Raw genomic sequence first — 16,411 nt, forward strand, 5'->3', positions numbered from 1 at the left:
CCATCCGTCGGTCCCCTCCGCACCTCGACACGCCCCGGCCGCCATGGTGAGCGACTCAAGCGCAATCGCCTAGAGCGCTTCACGTCCGTCCTCCCCGGGCTTGTCCGATAGGACGCCTTGGCCGGCGAACGGGGCCCGGGGTCACCGGTCCTGACCGTCCATCCCGGAGGGATAGCCCGTCATCGCCCGCAGCTTCCGCCGATCGGCGCCGACCTGCCAAGCTCCAAGCCGGACGGTTCGATCCCATTCGCGTGACCATTTCGAGGCAAGCGCCGCGGGCCCGGTCGAAATGCAAAAAGCCCGGGGCGAACCCCGGGCTTTTCAAAGTCTTGCGATGGTACCAGCTCTCGGGCTCGAACCGAGGACCTCTAGATCCACAATCTACGGAAACCCGTTTTTTTTCCGTGGCCTAGCCGATGTGGAGTGGCAAACGCGGTCTGTTGCGGGCTCCCTGACGGCCAACAACGCAGGCGTTTCGCAAGGCCCAGAGGGTCAATCCGCGCCGCGCGAATCGCGGTCGCGACTTGCAGGGTTGCAGCGCTGCACGCCTGCACCGCTCAGCAGGGAGACGCGCCAATGAAGGTGATCGCCATCGCTATGCAGAAGGGCGGCGTCGGAAAGAGCACGCTTACCCGCTCACTCGCCGAAGCCGCCTCGCACGCGGGCCTGGCCGTGCTCATCCTGGACATGGATCCGCAGCAATCGGTCGAGCAATGGTCGCGCCGGAGGGACGTTCAGGATCTTCCGGTGCGGTTCGTGACGGAGCTAGACCTCGAGCCGACGCTCGAGCGCGTCAGGCACGCCGGCTGCGACCTGGTGTTCATCGATACGCCGCCGGCCAGAAGCTCCGAGGCGCCCGCCGCGGTCGAGGCCGCGGACCTGGTGCTTGTTCCCTGCACCCCGGACATCGAGGCCTTCGAGCAGTTGCCCCGGACGGCCCGGCTGGCGCGTACGACCGGTAAGACGGCGTTCGTTGTGCTGAACATGGCCACACCTAACAGCTCGTCAGACGTGGCCACGGCTAAAGCCGTGTTCGAACGAACCAAGGTCAAGATGGCGCCCGTCGTGATCTTCCGCCGGAAGATCCACAGAGAGGCCGCCCTTGCGGGGAGATCGGCTCGCGAGGTCGACCAATCCGCCAAGGGCGCCGCCGAAATCTCGCGCCTCTGGGATTGGTTGAGCGCGGAAATGCAAATTTGCACGCCTGCAAGCGTGCAGGATGGGAGTGCTGCAGCATGAGTGCGTCGAAGAAAATGGCCGTCCTGGAAGCCCTGGACCGAACCGAAGCGCCCGCCCAGCCACCATCCCGGCCGTCTAGGACCGCGACCGGTAAGCCGAAAACGGGCCCAGGCCTCAAACACATCGGCGGCTATTTCGACAAAGAAGACGTCGCGACGTTCGCACTTCTTAAGGCTTGGCTCGAGCTCGACAACTCGGAGCTGATCAAGCGCGCGATCGACGATCTCTATGCAAAGGAGCAAGCTCGACGCTCGTTCGGGGGGTGAACCCACTGGGGCAAGTTTGGGTCGCCCGGATGCCTACGGCTCTTTGACCTTGGCGACCCATTCTTCCAGGGCCGATCGGCGGCGCTCGACGAGGACCCGAACCTCGCCGACCACACTCGACGGCATGTCCCGGTAGCTGCTTGAGTTCGGCGAGGCGAACCAGGACTGCATGGTCCGGACCGCCACCCCCAACTCCCTCGCTAGGTCGCTCATCCACCGCTCCCCGAAGAGAAGGCGGCCGGCCTCGGCCACCAGATTCTGAGCCTGTTTGCCCATTCGCCTCTTAGCCCTCCATCCTCTCAATGACGATCAGGCCCATCCGGCGATATTGTTCGGCGACGAGCGCGGCGATGGTCGCGTCGGTCGTCCTCGTCTCGCTGTGGATCAAGCGGGCCCGGGTATTCTCAAGCGCGGTAATGAAGAAGGTCATGTCGGTCGTTCCGATCAGCGACCCGGCCAAGCGCCGGCGTCCATGTGCGTATATATACGCACAGTCCGGGGAGCAGTCAACACGTACCTCGATCGGCCATCCCCTTCTAAAGCTCAATGAGCCGGTCGTCGAAGATCTGACGAGAGGCTACAAGTGTCGCTTCTCTCTGGGCGTTGCAAAGGTGGGCACGGTGTTCGATCTGGATGACGCGGGGCGGCTATACGCTGACCTGATGAACGAGGCGCGTTGGCGACTGGAGGCTCTCGCAAGGGCCATCCAAGAGCGCGATAACTGGGCGCCTAAGCTTCTAAAGGAATTTTGCTATCTGCAATTCAGGTTGCTGTGTGAGCAAGTCGCTCTCGCCTGTTTGGTGGCGCATGGCGACGTCACCAGCAAGAGCATTCACAAATCCTACAAGCCGCATGAAATCATGGCCGCACTTGAAGCGGTGAACCCTGAGTTCTTTCCTCGTGGGATCCTGATAACCGTGACTGAGAATAACGTCGATTTTGTCGATCGCCCCGACCCTCAGATCACGAAGGCAGAGCTGATCACGCTATGGAATGAGTGCGGAGCCGTCCTTCACCGCGGATCACTAAAGAACGCGTTCTCCGCGCAAGGCGAACCCATCGTTGTCGATCTCGATCCCATTATTCTCAACATCAACAAGTTCGTGGCGCTGCTCGACCAGCACATCATTTCGTCAGCGGACAAGCTGCGACATCTCCTTGTGATCCTCAGCCACCACCAAGCGAACATGGAGTGCTTAGTTAACGTGGCAGTGTCTCCAGGGCATCCGGATCACAAGGGGCCGATCGCGCTTGGTGCTGGTGGTTGAGCACGCATCAAACTGCATCAAGCCGCTCGCTTAACACGCCTCCCGCGACGGCGCGCCGGGCGGGCCTTAAAGACCGTCCGCAGACTGCATCGAAAGCGATAAGTTAAGCCCGCGGGCGGGGAGGGGAGCCGAGCGCGTTTTTCGGCGCGGCGACCTCGAGGGGGTGGGTGCCCCCTGCCCTCGCGCGCGCGAGGGGCTCGCCTGGGCCTCGTGAGGGGCCGAAGCGGCCTAGTTTGATCCGCAGGGTTTCAAACGAGCCTGCCGTGCGTTCGCGCAAGGCCGTCGCTAGGGCTTCGGCGTCACCGGCGCTGGACGTCGGGGCCGGGCCGCTTCACAGTGTTGGGCGGGCCCGGGGCGCTTCCAACGCCCCGAGCCGTGGATCTAGGGGATCCGCACATCGCGCGTTCATGACCGCGCTCCGTCACCCGCTGGGCGCACCAGCAGTCAGGGCAAGATCAGCGCATTAAGCCGAGATCGACTAGGCGGCGCAGAGCCTCGGCTCGCCCGGGCTGGTCAGGCTGAGTAGCGGCCCAAGCGTCAGCAGCTTCTAACGTGCGGAGGGGAAGCCGCACCACACCAGTGGGCTCCTTAGAAGGGCGCCCGCGCTTTTTCGTAACGGAAACTTCTTGACCGCTCATGGCGATTTCCGTAACAAGAAAACGGGCCGAAGGGAAGTTCGCACCTTCCCAACGGCCCTAACCAAGAACTCGACGATGAGGCTCGTCATGTCCAAGGCTGACTCAGCCATTACCACAAACGTGGTCCGCCTGCCGACCGCAGCGTTGACGCCCCCTCCGCGCCCGCGTTGCGGCTCTAAACTTCGCAAAGAGATGATTTGGCGTGGCGAGGTTATCGACCTTAGCCCCTACATTTATTCAGAGCCCTCACCTGCTTTTGCCCCAATGGATGAACCTGAGAAGCTGATCTGGATTCAAGTCCCACAGGAGGCGTGGGAACAGCTTCAATGGGCCGCTCGGCTCCTCGTTAGCCTGAAGAACAACTGATGGCGGCTCGTTTAGATTTAACCGGCCAGCGTTATGGGCGGCTGGTCGGCGTCGAGTTGCATCATGTCGATCAGCGTGGGCAGACGTTTTGGCTCTTCAATTGCGATTGCGGGCAGAGGCACGTCGCGGCCACTGCAAATGTCAGGCGCGGCAACACATTAAGTTGCGGCTGCATCCATCGCGAGATGATGGTCGCCCGAAAGCTGAAGCATGGACTTGCCAGCAAAAGAGGCGGTGGCCAGACCTATCGGTCTTGGCAGTCGATGAAGGATCGCTGTCTCAACCCTAACTCTCCTAAGTTCGCGCTCTGGGGCGGAAGGGGCGTTGGCATCTGCCAGCGCTGGAAGGACAGCTTTGAAGCGTTCCTTGAGGACATGGGGCCGCGCCCAGAGGGGAAGACCCTGGATCGCATCAACAACGATGGCGACTATGAGCCCGGCAACTGTCGATGGGCTACCCCCGAAGAGCAGGCCGCTAATCGTCGAAAGCGGAGATACAAGGTAGCGCCAAGATAAGTGCAACGCCGCCTTAGGCCGCTCCAGGAGCGAAGGCCCCGCCCAGGAAGTGATCATCACGCCTCGCCGCTGAGAGGTTTGGTTCTTGAGGTTTCAAACGACGCTTCCGCGCGCGCCTCACTGAGCTGAACTAGCCCTAAAAGCCTTCCACTCCGGACGAGGCGAATGCCCAGCACGACCAAACGATATGACCGGCCCGGGTTCGCCCGTACGCTGGAACACACCTTCACCGCGGCCAACCAGGTCAGCGACTGGGCCTGCCTCACCGGCGAGCTGGCCGTGCAGATCACGGGCCCCGCGACCTCGATCGAGGTGCAGATCGAACGGTCGACGCGCAACCCGCTCCTGGGCGCGCCGGCTCCGGCGGCGAACATCGCTCCCGCCGGTCCCAGCATCGTGGCCGCGCCGGCCACCTTCTCCCCGCAACCCTACCTCGAGCCGGGCGTCGCCTGGTGGCGCGCGCGCTGCGTGGCGATCACCGGCGCGTCCGCCGTCGTAGCCATCAACGGCGGAGGCGCCTGACCATGTCCTTGGCTTTCAACAGCGGCGGCGCCGGCGGCGCGGTTAGCGCTCTGGGCGCCAGCGAGGCGCACATCGGCGAAGTGGGCGGCCGCACGGTCGTGCAGACCCAAGCCTTGGCCGGCTCCACCACGCAATATGCCGCCGGCGACGCGATCGGCGGGCTGCTGACCTTCGCCGGCTTTGGCCGCATCGCGGGCGGCACCGGCCTGGTGCAGATGGCGTCGGTCATGTCGAAGTCGGCCCAGACCTTCGCGTGCGACCTGGTCCTCTTCCACACCGCCCCGGCGGCCTCGGCCTTCGTCGACAATAACGCCGCGGTGATCGCCGCCGCCGACTGGGACAAGATCCTGGGCGTGGTTCACATCAGCGACTGGACCGCTCTGGGCGGACCGTCCTTCGCCGAAGCGACCCAGCTGGCCATGGCCTACAAGGTCGCGGTCGGACAAACCGACATCTACGGCGTCCTGATCTCGCGCGGCACGCCGACGCTGAACTCGGCCACAGACCTGAAGGTGGCCCTGAAGGCCATTCTCGACTGATGTCGATCTCCGTTGGCTCGCGCCGCGCTGTTCTGATCAGCGGCGGCGTCCGCATCACCGGCGTGGCGCAGGTCGGCCAGGTCCTCATGACGAGGGCTCCGGCGACCTGGTCGGTGGGAGGCGTGGCGAAAGCCTTCCTCGCACCGTCGACGAGCTATGTCCCGGTCCCGGGCGACGTCGGCAAGTCGATCACGGCGACGATCGCCGGCGTAACTAGCGATCCAACGGCCGCGGTGATCGACGCACCGCTGCCGGTCTTCAACCCGACGCTGCCCTACGGCGCGCGAACGGGCATCCTGGCGGACAGCATCGGCCAACAAAACGCCCAAGGCGTTTCACGCAGCGGAGACGCCACGCAGGGCGGCGCCATCAGCCGAGCGACGGGCGAAATTACCCAGGCGCTGGCGCTGGATCCGCGCATCAACGCGATCAACTGGTACGACCAGAACAAGGGCACTGGCACGTCCAGGTTTACCGACGGCTCCGACCAAGGCGTCAACGGGCAGACCTCGACCCAGATCGCTGCGCGGGTTAGCGATCTTGTCGCCAGGAACGTGCAGCTCGGCATCGTCGCCATGGGCACCAACAACACCACCCAGGCGTCCATCATCCTCGCGGACATAGCCACGGCCGTGTCAGCGCTGCGGGCGGCCGGCGCCGCCGCGATCGTCGCGACGATCAGGCCGAACGCGCTGGCGAACGAGAGCGTGAACCGCTCGAAGGCCAATATTCAGGCCATCAACGCGTCGATCCGCAGCTACGTCGCCGGCTTGAACGACCCGCTCGTGAAGCTCTGGGACGCTTACAAGCAGTATGACCGCGGCGACGGCTACATCGACCCGCTCGATACCTACGACAGGTTGCTGCACCCGAACGAAGCCGGGGCGGAGCTGGGCGCGTGGGGCGCGAGCGCATCGAGCCTCTCCCCTTACTCGCTTGTCGCCGCTATCCGATCCCTGGTGCAGCCGGGCGACGTCTACGCCGACCTGATGGCCGCCAATCCCAACGTGATCGTGAACCCGACGCTGACGGGAGCCGCCGGCACACTGGGGGCTGGCTTCACCGGCGTCGCGCCGACCAGCTGGCGCTGGGAACCGCAGTCGGCGGTCGCGAGCACCGTCGCCGTTTCCGTGCTGCCCAACGCCGCGACGGGCGGCCAGTCCGCCAAGGCCGTCATCACGCCTAGCGGATCCGCCGCCTACGAGCGTATCAACTTCCGCATCGCCGCCTACAACCAGAACGTCTCCAATCTCGGCGGCAAGTGGGCCAGGCTGTTTGCGGAAGTCGAAACCGACGGCACGCCTTGGCTGATGGCCCCGAGCGTGATCCTCACCGAAGTCGACACGGCCACGGCCTACCAGTCCGGCATCGGCTTCCAGCCGTCGCTCAATGTCGGCGCTGGAAACTACTATTCCGCTCTCCGGCCCGTGGCCCGCAGACGCCTCATCATGTCGGAGCCGGTGCTACTGGGCCCGAACGCGACCGCCCTAAGCCCCAGCGTGCAGTTCGCGTTCATGCCCGCCGGCGCGACCGGTACGGCGAGCGTCTACGTCCACAGGACCTGGATGGCCACGGTGCCCGACCCGCGCCCGGCCTGGGGCGTCTCGGTCTAAACCCAAGCTGAACAGAAAAGCCCCGGCGGTCACCCGCCGGGGCTTTTGATTCACGACCACGCCCACGAGGCGCAGGCGCCGGGCCACCGAAGGCTCGGGGATCCTACCGCTGGTCAGGCAGCCTGTTCGAGCTCCCAGCGGAATGGGCGGAAGCGGATCACCTCCGCCCCGATCTGGCGGTTCACCGCCGTGAAGCGACGCATCAGCGGCTTGATCTCGTTGCGTTCGAAGACCTCCGACGCCTTGTCCACGTCGCCAAAGCCGCCGGCGTTGGCCGGCACCATGCCCAGCAGCTGTGGCGGCACGCGGTGCGCGGCCAGGACGTCGTCGCGCGAGGTGTTCTTGATGCCCATGAACTCGTCCTTGGCCGCGACCTCGCTGATCGGGATCACCTCGATCCCCTTCTCCTTGCCGCCGGGCGCGTGGACGAAGAGGTTGCGGAAATTGCCCGGCCCCTTGCCCTCCTTCATCTTCTGCTTGAGGGCGTCGACCTCTTCCTGGGTCATGTTCTGGTCGGTGCTGCGCAGGATGAACCCGACGTGCGAGCCGTTCAGGTAGTACTTGCGGCGGAAGAGCGTGGCGGCCTCGTTGAGGAAGGCGCTCTGCAAGGCGCCGAGGTATTCGGGCAGGCCATAGACGTTCTGGTTAAGGTCCGCGCGCTTGAGATGAACGATGGTGTCGGGTTCGAACTCGACCTCCTTGCGCGGCTCGGCCAGGCTGAAGAACACCCCCGGCTTGACGCCGCGCCGCATGTACTTGCCCAGCGGATGGTCCAGGCGAAGCACGCCGCCCAGGCGGTTGTAGACCTTCTCGAGGTAGCCGTTGCCCAGCACCAGGTAATCGAGTGCGAAGCCTTCGAAGGCCAGCGGATCCAGGAGCGGCGTCTCCTCGAGATAGGCCGTCAGCAGGTTGACCTTGTAGTTGATCGCGCTCTCGTGGTGGGGCCCGACGCGATAGGCGCGCGTCAGGGCGTCGAGCCTCACCGGCGGCTCGTAAAACCGGCCGTTGTTCCAGCACTCGATGTGGCTGAGAATGTCGCGGCGGCCCAGGACCGGCTCCGGATCTCCAAACGAAAAGCTCTCGATCGCCGGCGCGCCGCCGGCCTTCTTGGCGCGAGCCATGTCAGGACATCTCCATTGAGGGTTTGGCCGCAGTCGCCGCCATCAGCGGCGCTGTCAGGGCTTCGAGGTGCAGAGCCATCAGCAGCGCCCAGGCGAGGTCGCCGTGACCGGTCGTGGCGCTGCGCGGGCTCTCGTACGTCATCCGACGACCGCTCTCGGTGATCGTGCGGCGGATGGTGACTAGGGCGGCGAACAGATCGGTCGCCCCTGTGTCGATCTCGATTCGGCCGCGGCGGAACGTGTCCTGCAGCTTGTGGACCATGTCGATCTTCAGGTCGGCCGTGAACTGGACGCCCTCTGCCGTCGGGAAGAACGCCTGCACCAGTTGGTGCACGGCGCGGCCGACGCCGGTAGCGTCAATGCGGATCCGCGTGACGTTATAGGAGGCGCACAGTCGGCGGATCAGCTCGGCCTGGGCTTCGAAGTCCTCGCCCCACAGCTGGAAGCGCTGCAAAACGCGGAACTTGTCGCCGGTCTTCTGAGGCGGCGCGACGACGACCAGGCCCGCGCTATCACCCGTATCGCTCGGATCGTATGCGATCCAGACCGGAGCGTCGCCGATCGGCCTTCTAGGTTCGCCCCACGTGCGCTCGCGGCCGCGGCTGACCGCCGCCACCTCGGCCAGGCCGTAGAAGTCGACATCGGTCCATCTTTCGAACGCGTCGACGGTGTGCTTCAGGATCTCGGCGATTGGGAAGACGGCTTCTGCGTCGTCGATGAACTCGCACATGAACAGGTTGGCGAACCTGTCGGGCGTGTGATCGTCGCGGATCTCGTCGATGTCGATCAGATCGTACCCGCGCTCGGCTGCGTCCAGGACGGTGACGATCTGGCGCCAGATCTTGTCGTCGCACAGCTTGCCGGCCTTCAGCGCCCGGTGGCTGACGTCCACCTCGATCTTCTTGTTCTTGGCTCGCTGGCTGTTCTTGTCAGCTCCTGTCCACTTCAGATAGGCCTCATGGCTGAGAGACGACGGTGTGCTGAAATAGGTCTTCGTGAAGTGCTTCTGCGTCGCGACGGCGGAGGCGACAGCCTCGATCTGCTCGAAGCCGTGGACCCAGAAGAACTCGTCGAAGATGAAGTCGCCGGTATAGCCTTGGGCGGTTCGGTAGTTGGTGCCCAAGAAGTGGAACTCGGCCGGGTCGCCGGCCTCACCGTCCTCATCCTCCGCAGTGATGACCATCGGATCGCCGGTCAGCTTGACGCCGGTGACCTTGAACGACCAGGCCACAATCTTCTGACGGAAGTTGAGCGCTTGGGCCTTCGATGCCGACAGGAAGATCTTGTTTCGTCCGGTCTCGAGCGCGGTCACCAAGGCCTCGCGGGCGAAGAATTCGGTGGCGCCGATCTGACGCGCCTTCAGGATCATCCGCGTGCGCATCGACGAGCTTTTCAGCCAGTCGCGCTGGTGGGGATAGCACCAGCCCTCGAGGTCTTCTCGTAGCTTGACGACTTGGTCGTGCGTGAAGTGGTTGCCGCGCTTCGGCTCCTTCTTCGGAGCGGCGTTGCGGGCGGCGATGTTGGGATTGAGGTCGGTCTCCGTGCCGCCGTTCATGTACTTGTCGTATCGGACGGTGCGATCGACCTGACGCATCAGCAGGTCGATTTCCTTGAAGTCGTGACCGGACTTCTTGTCCTTCGCGATTAGCATCTGAAGACGGGTGTGAAGCCCCTCCTTCAGCCGCTCCATGACCGGAGCCTTGTCCCACTCGTCGCGCTGCTTCCAGCTCTCGACCGTCGGTCGCTTTAGCGCCAGTTCGTCGGCGATCTCGGTCACGCCCCAGCCGCGCCAGTACAGGCTGCGCGCCTGACGACGGGGATCCAGGCCTACGCCGTCCAGATTGGAATTGGTCTCTGCCATGCGCGCGAACCTGTGCGCGCGAGGCCGTCGGCGTCGTGTCGGTCTGGTTTGACGCCTCGGCTTTCAAACGAGCTTCGGTTGAGCCGAAGCCCCCTCGGGTGGCGGTCTACGGCGACTGATCAGCGGCCCATGAAGGGGCCGATAACGCCAACAGCCGGGGAGCCGTCATGGCCGCCAAGTCGAAGTTCTTCCGCGTCGCCGTCGAAGGCGCTACCGCCACCGACGGCCGCAAGATCGAGGCTTCGTGGATCAAGGACATCGTCCAGACCTACAACCCGGAGACCTACGGCGCCCGGGTTAATCTGGAGCACATCCGCGGCTACACGCCGACCAGCGACTTCAAGGCCTATGGCGACGTCCTGGCCGTGAAGATGGACACCGTCCAGCTGTCGATCGGCGGCAAGACGGAGAAGCGCCTGGCGCTCTACGCTCAGCTCGACCCGACCGACGATCTGGTCGCGATGACCAAGGCCAAGCAAAAGGTCTACACCTCGATCGAGGTCGCGCCGAACTTTGGCGACACCGGCAAGGCCGGCCTGGTCGGCCTGGCCGTGACCGACAGCCCGGCGAGCCTCGGCACCGAGATGCTGGTCTTCAGCGCCTCCAACGATCCGCACGCCGCTGCGATCAAGGCGATGTTCGACAGCCGCAAGCAGAACGCGGCCAACGTTTTCAGCGCCGCCGAAGAGACCACCATCGAATTCGAGGACGAGGCCGCCGGCGACGACGCCGAGGGCAAGGTCATGAAGGTCTTCGCCGCGATCGGCGAGAAGATCCTGGCCTCGATCGGCGGCAAGCCGGCCGTGCCGGCCGCGCCGGCGAACCAACCGGCCGCCGGCGAGTTCGATCCGGCCGACTTCTCCCGGTCCGTGACCGAGGGCCTGGCCGAAATCGGCCAGGAGTTCGCCAAGCAGAGCAAGGCGATCACCGACCAGTTCGCCGCCCTGCAGGCCGACTTCACCAAGCTGAAGGGCGACCTCGAGCAGCAGCCCAGAAACGGCTTCCGCGAACGCGCGCCGGCGACCGGCGGCGACGGCCGGGTCCGCGCCGACTGCTGATCGCCCGGCGCCTCACCCGCACCGCACACCCGCACCCCAGCTGAAAGCCCCCTCACCCGATGCGCACCGAAACCCGCGAGCTGTTCAACGCCTACCTCGACCACCAGGCCGAGCTGAACGGCGCCGACGCCGACACCGTCCGCCGCGAGAAGGCGTTCTCGATCGAGCCGTCCGTCCAGCAGAAGATCGCCGACAAGCAGCAGGAGTCGTCCGCCTTCCTGGCGCAGACGAACGTCGTGCTCGTCCCCGAAATGAAGGGACAGAAGCTTGGCCTGGGCGACCAGGGCCCGATCGCCAGCCGCACCAACACCAAGACGACCGACCGTAGCGCGCGCGAAACGCACGATGTCGAGGACCTGAACGGCTATGAGTGCCGCAAGACCGACAGCGACACGGCCATCAGCTACGCCATACTCGACACCTGGGCCAAGTTCCCGGACTTCGAGGCCCGCATCACGGCCCAGCGCCTGCGCCGCCAGGCCCTCGATCGCCTGATGATCGGCTTCAACGGCACCTCGGCGGCCGCCAACACCGATCGCCAAGCCAACCCCCTGCTGCAGGACGTCAACATCGGTTGGCTGGAAAAATACCGTCAGTACCGGGGCGGGCTCTATGTCATGGGCAGCGGCCGCTATGGCAACACCATCCGGATCGGCAAGGGCGCCGACTGCGACTACAAGAACGTCCATGCTCTGATCGTCGACGCCACCAACCAGCTGCTGCCCTCGTGGACGCGGCGCGAGCCGGGTTCGCTGGCCATCCTGGGCAGCGATATCGAGCACGAGATCTTCTTCCCGCTGATCAACAACGATCTGCCGCCGTCCGAGACCAATGCCGCCGACCTGATCCTCAGCGCACGACGGGTGGGCGGCAAACAAGCCGCTCAGGTCCCCTACTTCCCGGAAAACGCGATCTTCGTGAACGTGCCGAACAACCTGTCGATCTACGAGCAGGAGGGCTCGCGCCGCCGCACCGTGGTCGACAACGCCAAGCGCGACCGCGTGGAAACCTACGAGTCGTCCAACGACGATTTCGTGGTCGAGGACTACGAGCGCGGCTTCCTGATCGAGAACATCGAGTTCGTGGACGACGAGTGATCATGACCAGGTTCAGCCTCGCCGCCCAACATCGCCAGCGGGTGCTCGCCCGCCTGGACTTCGCCAAGGCCGCCACGTCGTCGACCGCGCCGGCCGCGCCGGCCGCGCCCGAGTACGACCTGATGCTGCTGAAGCTGCGCACCGACCAGGTGAAGCTTAAGGCGCTGCAGTCGATCGAGAAGCGGATCGAGCTTAAGCGCGAGCTGCTGCCGGAATACGCCGGCTGGGTTCAGGGCCGCCTGGACGCCGCCGTCGACGCCGCGCGCGGCGTCCAGGACGACGTCTTCGTCACGATCATGATGTGGCGCATCGACGTCGGCGACTTCGACGGCGCCCTGCCGCTCGCCCAGTACGCCCTGCGCTACGGCCTGGCCATGCCCGAGCCGTTCAAACGCGGCGTCGCCTGCTACCTCGCCGAGGACGTGGCCGAAGCGTCGATCAAGCTGCTCGCCGCCGGCGAAGCCGCGCCGCCGGCCCTGCCGCTGGTGGCCGAGATGGTCGACGGCCACGACATGCCCGACGAGGTCAAGGCCAAGGTCCACAAGGCGCTGGGTCTCGAGGCCCTGCGGGTGTCGGCCGACGAGGCCGCCTGCGCCGCCAGCGGTGTTCCGGGTGCCGCCCGGATCTTCAAGGAACGGGCGCTGCTCGAGCTGCGACGCGCCAACGATCTGCATGCCGCCAGCGGCGTGAAGACCGACATCAAGCGTCTCGAGAAGGACCTGAACAAGCCGGCCGACCAGGCCGGCTAAGAGACCGCGGCTCTCGCTTGAGCCGCCACGACGTCGCTCCCCCGCGTCCGGGGGCGGGAGCGGACTGGACGGCCCTTCTCTCCCAAGAGGTCCGCCCGATCCGAACCCTCACCCCCGCCTCGGAGGAGCGAATGCCAAGGCGCTGGGGCGCCAACGACGGGACACTCGATGACCACCTTCACCCTGCCCGATCCGGCCACCCCAGCGCCCCCTACCGGCGAGAGCATCGTTCTCACCGGCGACCCCTTTTTCCCGGCGATCGAGCCGGCCAAGTTCCAGGCGGCCATGCGCGTGGTCAGCCAGGTCACGCCCGAGCGTATCAATGACGCCTTGATCGACGCGATGCTGGTCCTGGACCGCAACCCCGACCTGCAGGCGCGCAAGGCCGCTTGGCTGACGGAGGGCTACAACACCCTGGGCGACGTGCCCGCCAGCGAGTTCGGCGGCCAGCACCGCCTGGAGTTCCTGTATCGTCGGGCCGTCTACAGCCTGGCCAAGGCCGACCTTGACGAGAAATACCGGGACAACGCCGCCACGGACGCCGGCGAGCGCCGGGCCGAGGGCGTCGACATCGTCGTCGGCTCCCACATGCGCAACGCGCGCAACGCCATCTCCGACCTGGTCGCCCGTCCGCGCATAACCATCGAGCAGCTGTGATGGCCACGCTGGTCGTTCACGCCCGCGCCGGCGAGACCCTCGACGCCGTCGTTCACCGGGCCATCGGCCGCACCGAGGGCGTCGTCGAGGACGTGCTGGCGGCCAACCCGGGCGCCGCCGCCTTCACCCGCCTGCCGGAAGGCATGGCGATCATCATCACGGATGAGGCGCAGGCCGCGCCGATCGCCGACCTCATCGACCTCTGGAGCTGACCGTGAAGCAAGATCTCGCCGCCGTTGTTCACGACTTCGGCTTCATTCTGGTCAGCGGCTTCCTGGGCGCGATCGTGTCCCTGGCCTACATGCCCGGCCTGACCTGGCGACAGCAGATCGCCGCGACCCTAGCGGGCGGCTTCACCGCCTCCTTCGTGTGCTGGGCCCTGCAGGATTGGCTGCACCTGTCGGCGGCCGTCGCCGGCGGCCTGTCGTTCGTCGTCGGCCTGGTCGCGTTTCGCGCCACGCCCTCACTGGTCAAGGCCGTGGCCGACAGCTTCGCGCGCATTCCCGACGTCGTCGCCCAGCTGGGCCAGGCGCTGGCCGAGCGGATCCGCACCTTTGGAGGCAAGGCATGAAGACGATCGAGGAGCAGCTCGAGCTGCACGAGGGCTTCCGTTCCCGTCCCTACCGCTGCCCCGCCGGCAAGCTGACCATCGGCATCGGTCGGAACCTGGACGACGTCGGCATTCGACCGGCCGAGACCGTCAAGCTGGGCCTGACAAAAACATCCGTGATCGCCGCCGGCGTCAGCCGCGCCCAGGCGCTCGGCCTCTTGGCGTACGACCTAGCCGAGGCGCGCGCGACTCTGGACGTTCTGGTTCCCAACTGGCGCACCATCGATCCGGTGCGTCGCAAGGTCCTCGAGGACATGGCCTTCAACATGGGCCACGCCACGCTCGCTCAGTTCAAGAACACACTGGCGGCCGTCTCACGGCGGGATTTCGACGCCGCGGCGGTCGGGATGCGCAAATCCGCCTGGTATAGGCAGGTGGGCGGTGAGCCCGGGCAGCGCGGCGCGCGCCTGGTGCGGATGATGTTGACCGGTCTCGACTATGCTTGAGCGCCAGATCCTGATCGGCCTGGTCGCGGGCGGGTCGGTCCTCGCTCTCGTGGCCTGGGGTCGCCACGGCTATGCCGAGCGCGACAAGCTCGCCGCCGACGCGCAACAAATCTGCGCGACCGCGCAATCCGATTACGCCCCGGCGAAGGAAACCGCAGGCGTCACCTGCAGAAAGGCCATCGCCGAGCTCGCCAGGTTCAAGGTCGAGACGAACGCCGCCTCGGCCGAGATCCTGGCGGGCGCCATGGCCGACGCGACCACCCGCAACACCAAGGCGGCCGAACAGGCCCGCCAGGCCGCCGACGCGGCCCGGGCGGCCGCCCAGCACATGGAGGCCGTCGATGCGGCTGTCGAGGACGATCGCGTGGGCCGTGCTTGGTTCGACGCTCTCAATCGGGCTGGCGGCCTGCGCGACAAGGCCGAGCGCTAAGCCGCCCGTCGTCGCGGTGAAGGTGGGCGCACCGCCGCCGCCGGCGGACCTGATCGCCTGCCCGATCGCGCCGGAGGGTTTCCCCACCGACGAGGTGGCAATCCTGCCGCCGGCGGTCCGCGCGTCCGCCATCCGCCTGGCCAAGGCCTACGCCGCGACCGCCAGCCAGCTCACCCGGCTGATCGACCACACCGTGCCCGGGACGTGCGCGCGTGAAGAAGGCTGACCTCCTCGAGGCGTATCTCGCCAAAGCGATCCCGGGCCTGAAGGACAAGGGTGAGAACCTGTTCGTCTTCCTGGACGAGGGTCATCTCAAGCCGATCAACGGCGCGCTGTCGCACCTGAAGATCGCGATCGTCTCCGTCGTCATCACCGAACTGCCAAAGAGCCAGCTGCTCGCGCTCGATATGGCGCTGCTCACATGGTGCGCCCGAAACGAGCCAGGCCTTCTGCGTTCACCGCAAGCGGAGAAAGGCTTTCCCTTCAATATCGAGATGCTAGATCGCAACACGTGCGATGTCGCCTTCAAGATCGAACTGTCCCAGCTCATCTCGATCATCGAACAGCCTGGCGGCAAGATCCAGGTGCTTGAGCGCGACGAGCCGGATCCGGATCCGGGCTGGGAGCACCTGGGCGGCTTCAAGACGGACGCGCACCTGCGCCAACTCTACCTCGGCGAAGACCTGATCGCCGAACTGCCTTCGCCGTGAAGGACATCGACGAGGAGCTGCGCAAGCTCGAGTCCACGCTGGGCGCCGTCGTCGCCCAAATGGAGCCGGCCGCGCGATCGGCTCTCGCCCGCAAGATGGCGCACGCGCTTCGCGCCTCCCAGGCTGCGAGGATGCGCGCCCAGGCGGGCCCGGACGGCGAGCCGTGGCCAGCCCGGAAAAATCAGGCGCGTGACCGAAAAGCCAACCGGCCGATCCGATTCCTGTACAGGAAGCCTGGCGCCGATGAGCCTCGGGTCGCAGATCTCCGCAGCTGGCGCCGGGACGGTGCGCAGATCATCGGCTACGATCGCGAGCGCGGCGCGATCAGGACCTTTCTCCGCGGCCGGATTGTGCGGCACCTCCCCGCAGAAGGCGCCGCCGACCCGGGCAAGATGGAAGCCGACCTGCGCGGCCGCGGCGGCCAGATCCGCAAGCGGGTCGAGGCCATGTTCGTGAAGATGCGGACCAACCGCCATCTGAAGGCGGGCGGCTCGCCGACCGAGGCGTGGGTCGAGTTCACCAGCCGGGCCGAGCGGATCGCTCGGGTTAGCCAGTTTGGCCTCAAGGACAAGGTTCGGCCTGGCGGGCCCGAGGTTCGCTATCCCCAGCGTCAGTTGCTTGGCTTCAGCGCTGAGGATCGCGAGGCCATGATTCAGCTGACGCTAGACCACCTCGACGACGGTAGGTAGCGGTCCTCGGTGCCCTG

Annotated in this window: 22 protein-coding genes; 18 read left to right on the forward strand and 4 right to left on the reverse strand. The window is 65.9% G+C overall.

Translation table 11 applies throughout. The features are described from left to right. Positions 1-576 precede the first annotated feature (576 nt). Positions 577-1,239: a ParA family protein gene (locus DI526_RS01205; protein WP_304273094.1), complete on the forward strand. Its 663-nt coding sequence runs from the start codon at positions 577-579 to the stop codon at positions 1,237-1,239. Beyond that, positions 1,236-1,505, forward strand: a complete 270-nt coding sequence (locus DI526_RS01210; protein ID WP_304273096.1) for a hypothetical protein — start codon at positions 1,236-1,238, stop codon at positions 1,503-1,505. The genes DI526_RS01205 and DI526_RS01210 overlap by 4 nt, the downstream gene beginning before the upstream one ends. Positions 1,506-1,538: 33 nt before the next feature. Here DI526_RS01210 and DI526_RS01215 read toward each other — a convergent pair whose 3' ends face one another. After that, complete coding sequence (locus DI526_RS01215; RefSeq protein ID WP_304273100.1) at positions 1,539-1,718, reverse strand: hypothetical protein; 180 nt, start codon at positions 1,716-1,718, stop codon at positions 1,539-1,541. 70 nt (positions 1,719-1,788) lie between these two features. Continuing rightward, the gene (locus tag DI526_RS01220) at positions 1,789-1,935 is read right to left on the reverse strand and encodes a hypothetical protein (RefSeq protein ID WP_304273102.1); all 147 of its coding nucleotides are present in this window, start codon (positions 1,933-1,935) and stop codon (positions 1,789-1,791) included. Here DI526_RS01220 and DI526_RS01225 point away from each other — a divergent pair. From DI526_RS01225 to DI526_RS01245, 5 genes are all read left to right on the forward strand, one after another. Further along, positions 1,934-2,773 (forward strand): hypothetical protein, encoded by an 840-nt coding sequence (locus DI526_RS01225; RefSeq protein ID WP_304273104.1) that lies wholly within the window; start codon positions 1,934-1,936, stop codon positions 2,771-2,773. The two genes, DI526_RS01220 and DI526_RS01225, sit on opposite strands and share 2 nt — an antisense overlap. Before the next feature lie 1,003 nt (positions 2,774-3,776). Continuing rightward, the gene (locus DI526_RS01230) at positions 3,777-4,292 is read left to right on the forward strand and encodes a hypothetical protein (protein WP_304273107.1); all 516 of its coding nucleotides are present in this window, start codon (positions 3,777-3,779) and stop codon (positions 4,290-4,292) included. Positions 4,293-4,457: 165 nt separating this feature from the next. Continuing rightward, positions 4,458-4,814 carry a hypothetical protein gene (locus DI526_RS01235; RefSeq protein WP_304273109.1) on the forward strand — a complete coding sequence of 119 codons (357 nt, stop codon included), beginning with the start codon at positions 4,458-4,460 and terminating at the stop codon, positions 4,812-4,814. A 2-nt stretch (positions 4,815-4,816) separates the two neighbouring features. Next, positions 4,817-5,353, forward strand: a complete 537-nt coding sequence (locus DI526_RS01240; protein WP_304273111.1) for a hypothetical protein — start codon at positions 4,817-4,819, stop codon at positions 5,351-5,353. Beyond that, positions 5,353-6,966: an SGNH/GDSL hydrolase family protein gene (locus DI526_RS01245; RefSeq protein WP_304273114.1), complete on the forward strand. Its 1,614-nt coding sequence runs from the start codon at positions 5,353-5,355 to the stop codon at positions 6,964-6,966. The genes DI526_RS01240 and DI526_RS01245 overlap by 1 nt, the downstream gene beginning before the upstream one ends. 113 nt (positions 6,967-7,079) lie before the next feature. Here DI526_RS01245 and DI526_RS01250 read toward each other — a convergent pair whose 3' ends face one another. Together DI526_RS01250 and DI526_RS01255 are read right to left on the reverse strand one after the other, a co-directional pair. After that, complete coding sequence (locus DI526_RS01250; RefSeq protein ID WP_304273117.1) at positions 7,080-8,087, reverse strand: phage portal protein; 1,008 nt, start codon at positions 8,085-8,087, stop codon at positions 7,080-7,082. A 1-nt stretch (position 8,088) separates the two neighbouring features. Further along, on the reverse strand, positions 8,089-9,948 hold the full coding sequence (locus DI526_RS01255; protein WP_304273119.1) for a terminase large subunit domain-containing protein: 1,860 nt from the start codon (positions 9,946-9,948) through the stop codon (positions 8,089-8,091). A 167-nt stretch (positions 9,949-10,115) separates the two neighbouring features. Here DI526_RS01255 and DI526_RS01260 point away from each other — a divergent pair, with 167 nt between their 5' ends. The 11 genes from DI526_RS01260 to DI526_RS01310 all read left to right on the forward strand — a co-directional run bounded on the left by DI526_RS01260 (position 10,116) and on the right by DI526_RS01310 (position 16,394). Further along, entirely contained in the window at positions 10,116-11,006 is an 891-nt protein-coding gene (locus DI526_RS01260) for a GPO family capsid scaffolding protein (protein ID WP_304273121.1), read from the forward strand. A 59-nt stretch (positions 11,007-11,065) separates the two neighbouring features. Continuing rightward, a complete protein-coding gene (locus DI526_RS01265; protein ID WP_304273123.1) occupies positions 11,066-12,103 on the forward strand; it encodes a phage major capsid protein, P2 family in 1,038 nt (345 codons plus the stop codon). 2 nt (positions 12,104-12,105) lie between these two features. After that, positions 12,106-12,852 (forward strand): phage terminase small subunit, encoded by a 747-nt coding sequence (gpM, locus tag DI526_RS01270; protein ID WP_304273124.1) that lies wholly within the window; start codon positions 12,106-12,108, stop codon positions 12,850-12,852. A gap of 168 nt (positions 12,853-13,020) precedes the next feature. Then, positions 13,021-13,509, forward strand: coding sequence for a head completion/stabilization protein (locus DI526_RS01275; protein ID WP_304273126.1), 489 nt, complete (start codon positions 13,021-13,023; stop codon positions 13,507-13,509). Then, a complete protein-coding gene (locus DI526_RS01280; protein WP_304273128.1) occupies positions 13,509-13,721 on the forward strand; it encodes a tail protein X in 213 nt (70 codons plus the stop codon). Before DI526_RS01275 ends, DI526_RS01280 begins: the two co-directional genes overlap by 1 nt. A gap of 2 nt (positions 13,722-13,723) precedes the next feature. Continuing rightward, positions 13,724-14,080: a hypothetical protein gene (locus DI526_RS01285; protein ID WP_304273129.1), complete on the forward strand. Its 357-nt coding sequence runs from the start codon at positions 13,724-13,726 to the stop codon at positions 14,078-14,080. Next, entirely contained in the window at positions 14,077-14,565 is a 489-nt protein-coding gene (locus tag DI526_RS01290; protein ID WP_304273131.1) for a glycoside hydrolase family protein, read from the forward strand. The genes DI526_RS01285 and DI526_RS01290 overlap by 4 nt, the downstream gene beginning before the upstream one ends. Beyond that, positions 14,558-14,995: a hypothetical protein gene (locus tag DI526_RS01295; RefSeq protein ID WP_304273132.1), complete on the forward strand. Its 438-nt coding sequence runs from the start codon at positions 14,558-14,560 to the stop codon at positions 14,993-14,995. The genes DI526_RS01290 and DI526_RS01295 overlap by 8 nt, the downstream gene beginning before the upstream one ends. 16 nt (positions 14,996-15,011) lie before the next feature. Continuing rightward, complete coding sequence (locus DI526_RS01300; RefSeq protein WP_304273135.1) at positions 15,012-15,221, forward strand: hypothetical protein; 210 nt, start codon at positions 15,012-15,014, stop codon at positions 15,219-15,221. Beyond that, positions 15,208-15,705, forward strand: coding sequence for a phage tail protein (locus DI526_RS01305; protein WP_304273137.1), 498 nt, complete (start codon positions 15,208-15,210; stop codon positions 15,703-15,705). The genes DI526_RS01300 and DI526_RS01305 overlap by 14 nt, the downstream gene beginning before the upstream one ends. Then, positions 15,702-16,394 (forward strand): phage virion morphogenesis protein, encoded by a 693-nt coding sequence (locus tag DI526_RS01310; RefSeq protein WP_304273140.1) that lies wholly within the window; start codon positions 15,702-15,704, stop codon positions 16,392-16,394. The genes DI526_RS01305 and DI526_RS01310 overlap by 4 nt, the downstream gene beginning before the upstream one ends. The last annotated feature ends 17 nt before the right edge of the window (positions 16,395-16,411 follow it).

The organism is Caulobacter segnis, assembly GCF_003243465.1.
Classification (GTDB): Bacteria; Pseudomonadota; Alphaproteobacteria; order Caulobacterales; family Caulobacteraceae; genus Caulobacter; species Caulobacter segnis_A.

Excerpts from the sequence above, each read along its gene's own strand:
- DI526_RS01205 (WP_304273094.1), top strand. The coding sequence starts at position 577 with ATGAAGGTGATCGCCATCGCTATGCAGAAGGGCGGCGTCGGAAAGAGC.
- DI526_RS01210 (WP_304273096.1), top strand. The coding sequence starts at position 1,236 with ATGAGTGCGTCGAAGAAAATGGCCGTCCTGGAAGCCCTGGACCGAACC.
- DI526_RS01215 (WP_304273100.1), bottom strand. The coding sequence starts at position 1,718 with ATGAGCGACCTAGCGAGGGAGTTGGGGGTGGCGGTCCGGACCATGCAG.
- DI526_RS01225 (WP_304273104.1), top strand. The coding sequence starts at position 1,934 with ATGTCGGTCGTTCCGATCAGCGACCCGGCCAAGCGCCGGCGTCCATGT.
- DI526_RS01220 (WP_304273102.1), bottom strand. The coding sequence starts at position 1,935 with ATGACCTTCTTCATTACCGCGCTTGAGAATACCCGGGCCCGCTTGATC.
- DI526_RS01230 (WP_304273107.1), top strand. The coding sequence starts at position 3,777 with ATGGCGGCTCGTTTAGATTTAACCGGCCAGCGTTATGGGCGGCTGGTC.
- DI526_RS01235 (WP_304273109.1), top strand. The coding sequence starts at position 4,458 with ATGCCCAGCACGACCAAACGATATGACCGGCCCGGGTTCGCCCGTACG.
- DI526_RS01240 (WP_304273111.1), top strand. The coding sequence starts at position 4,817 with ATGTCCTTGGCTTTCAACAGCGGCGGCGCCGGCGGCGCGGTTAGCGCT.
- DI526_RS01245 (WP_304273114.1), top strand. The coding sequence starts at position 5,353 with ATGTCGATCTCCGTTGGCTCGCGCCGCGCTGTTCTGATCAGCGGCGGC.
- DI526_RS01250 (WP_304273117.1), bottom strand. The coding sequence starts at position 8,087 with ATGGCTCGCGCCAAGAAGGCCGGCGGCGCGCCGGCGATCGAGAGCTTT.
- DI526_RS01255 (WP_304273119.1), bottom strand. The coding sequence starts at position 9,948 with ATGGCAGAGACCAATTCCAATCTGGACGGCGTAGGCCTGGATCCCCGT.
- DI526_RS01260 (WP_304273121.1), top strand. The coding sequence starts at position 10,116 with ATGGCCGCCAAGTCGAAGTTCTTCCGCGTCGCCGTCGAAGGCGCTACC.
- DI526_RS01265 (WP_304273123.1), top strand. The coding sequence starts at position 11,066 with ATGCGCACCGAAACCCGCGAGCTGTTCAACGCCTACCTCGACCACCAG.
- gpM (WP_304273124.1), top strand. The coding sequence starts at position 12,106 with ATGACCAGGTTCAGCCTCGCCGCCCAACATCGCCAGCGGGTGCTCGCC.
- DI526_RS01275 (WP_304273126.1), top strand. The coding sequence starts at position 13,021 with ATGACCACCTTCACCCTGCCCGATCCGGCCACCCCAGCGCCCCCTACC.
- DI526_RS01280 (WP_304273128.1), top strand. The coding sequence starts at position 13,509 with ATGGCCACGCTGGTCGTTCACGCCCGCGCCGGCGAGACCCTCGACGCC.
- DI526_RS01290 (WP_304273131.1), top strand. The coding sequence starts at position 14,077 with ATGAAGACGATCGAGGAGCAGCTCGAGCTGCACGAGGGCTTCCGTTCC.
- DI526_RS01295 (WP_304273132.1), top strand. The coding sequence starts at position 14,558 with ATGCTTGAGCGCCAGATCCTGATCGGCCTGGTCGCGGGCGGGTCGGTC.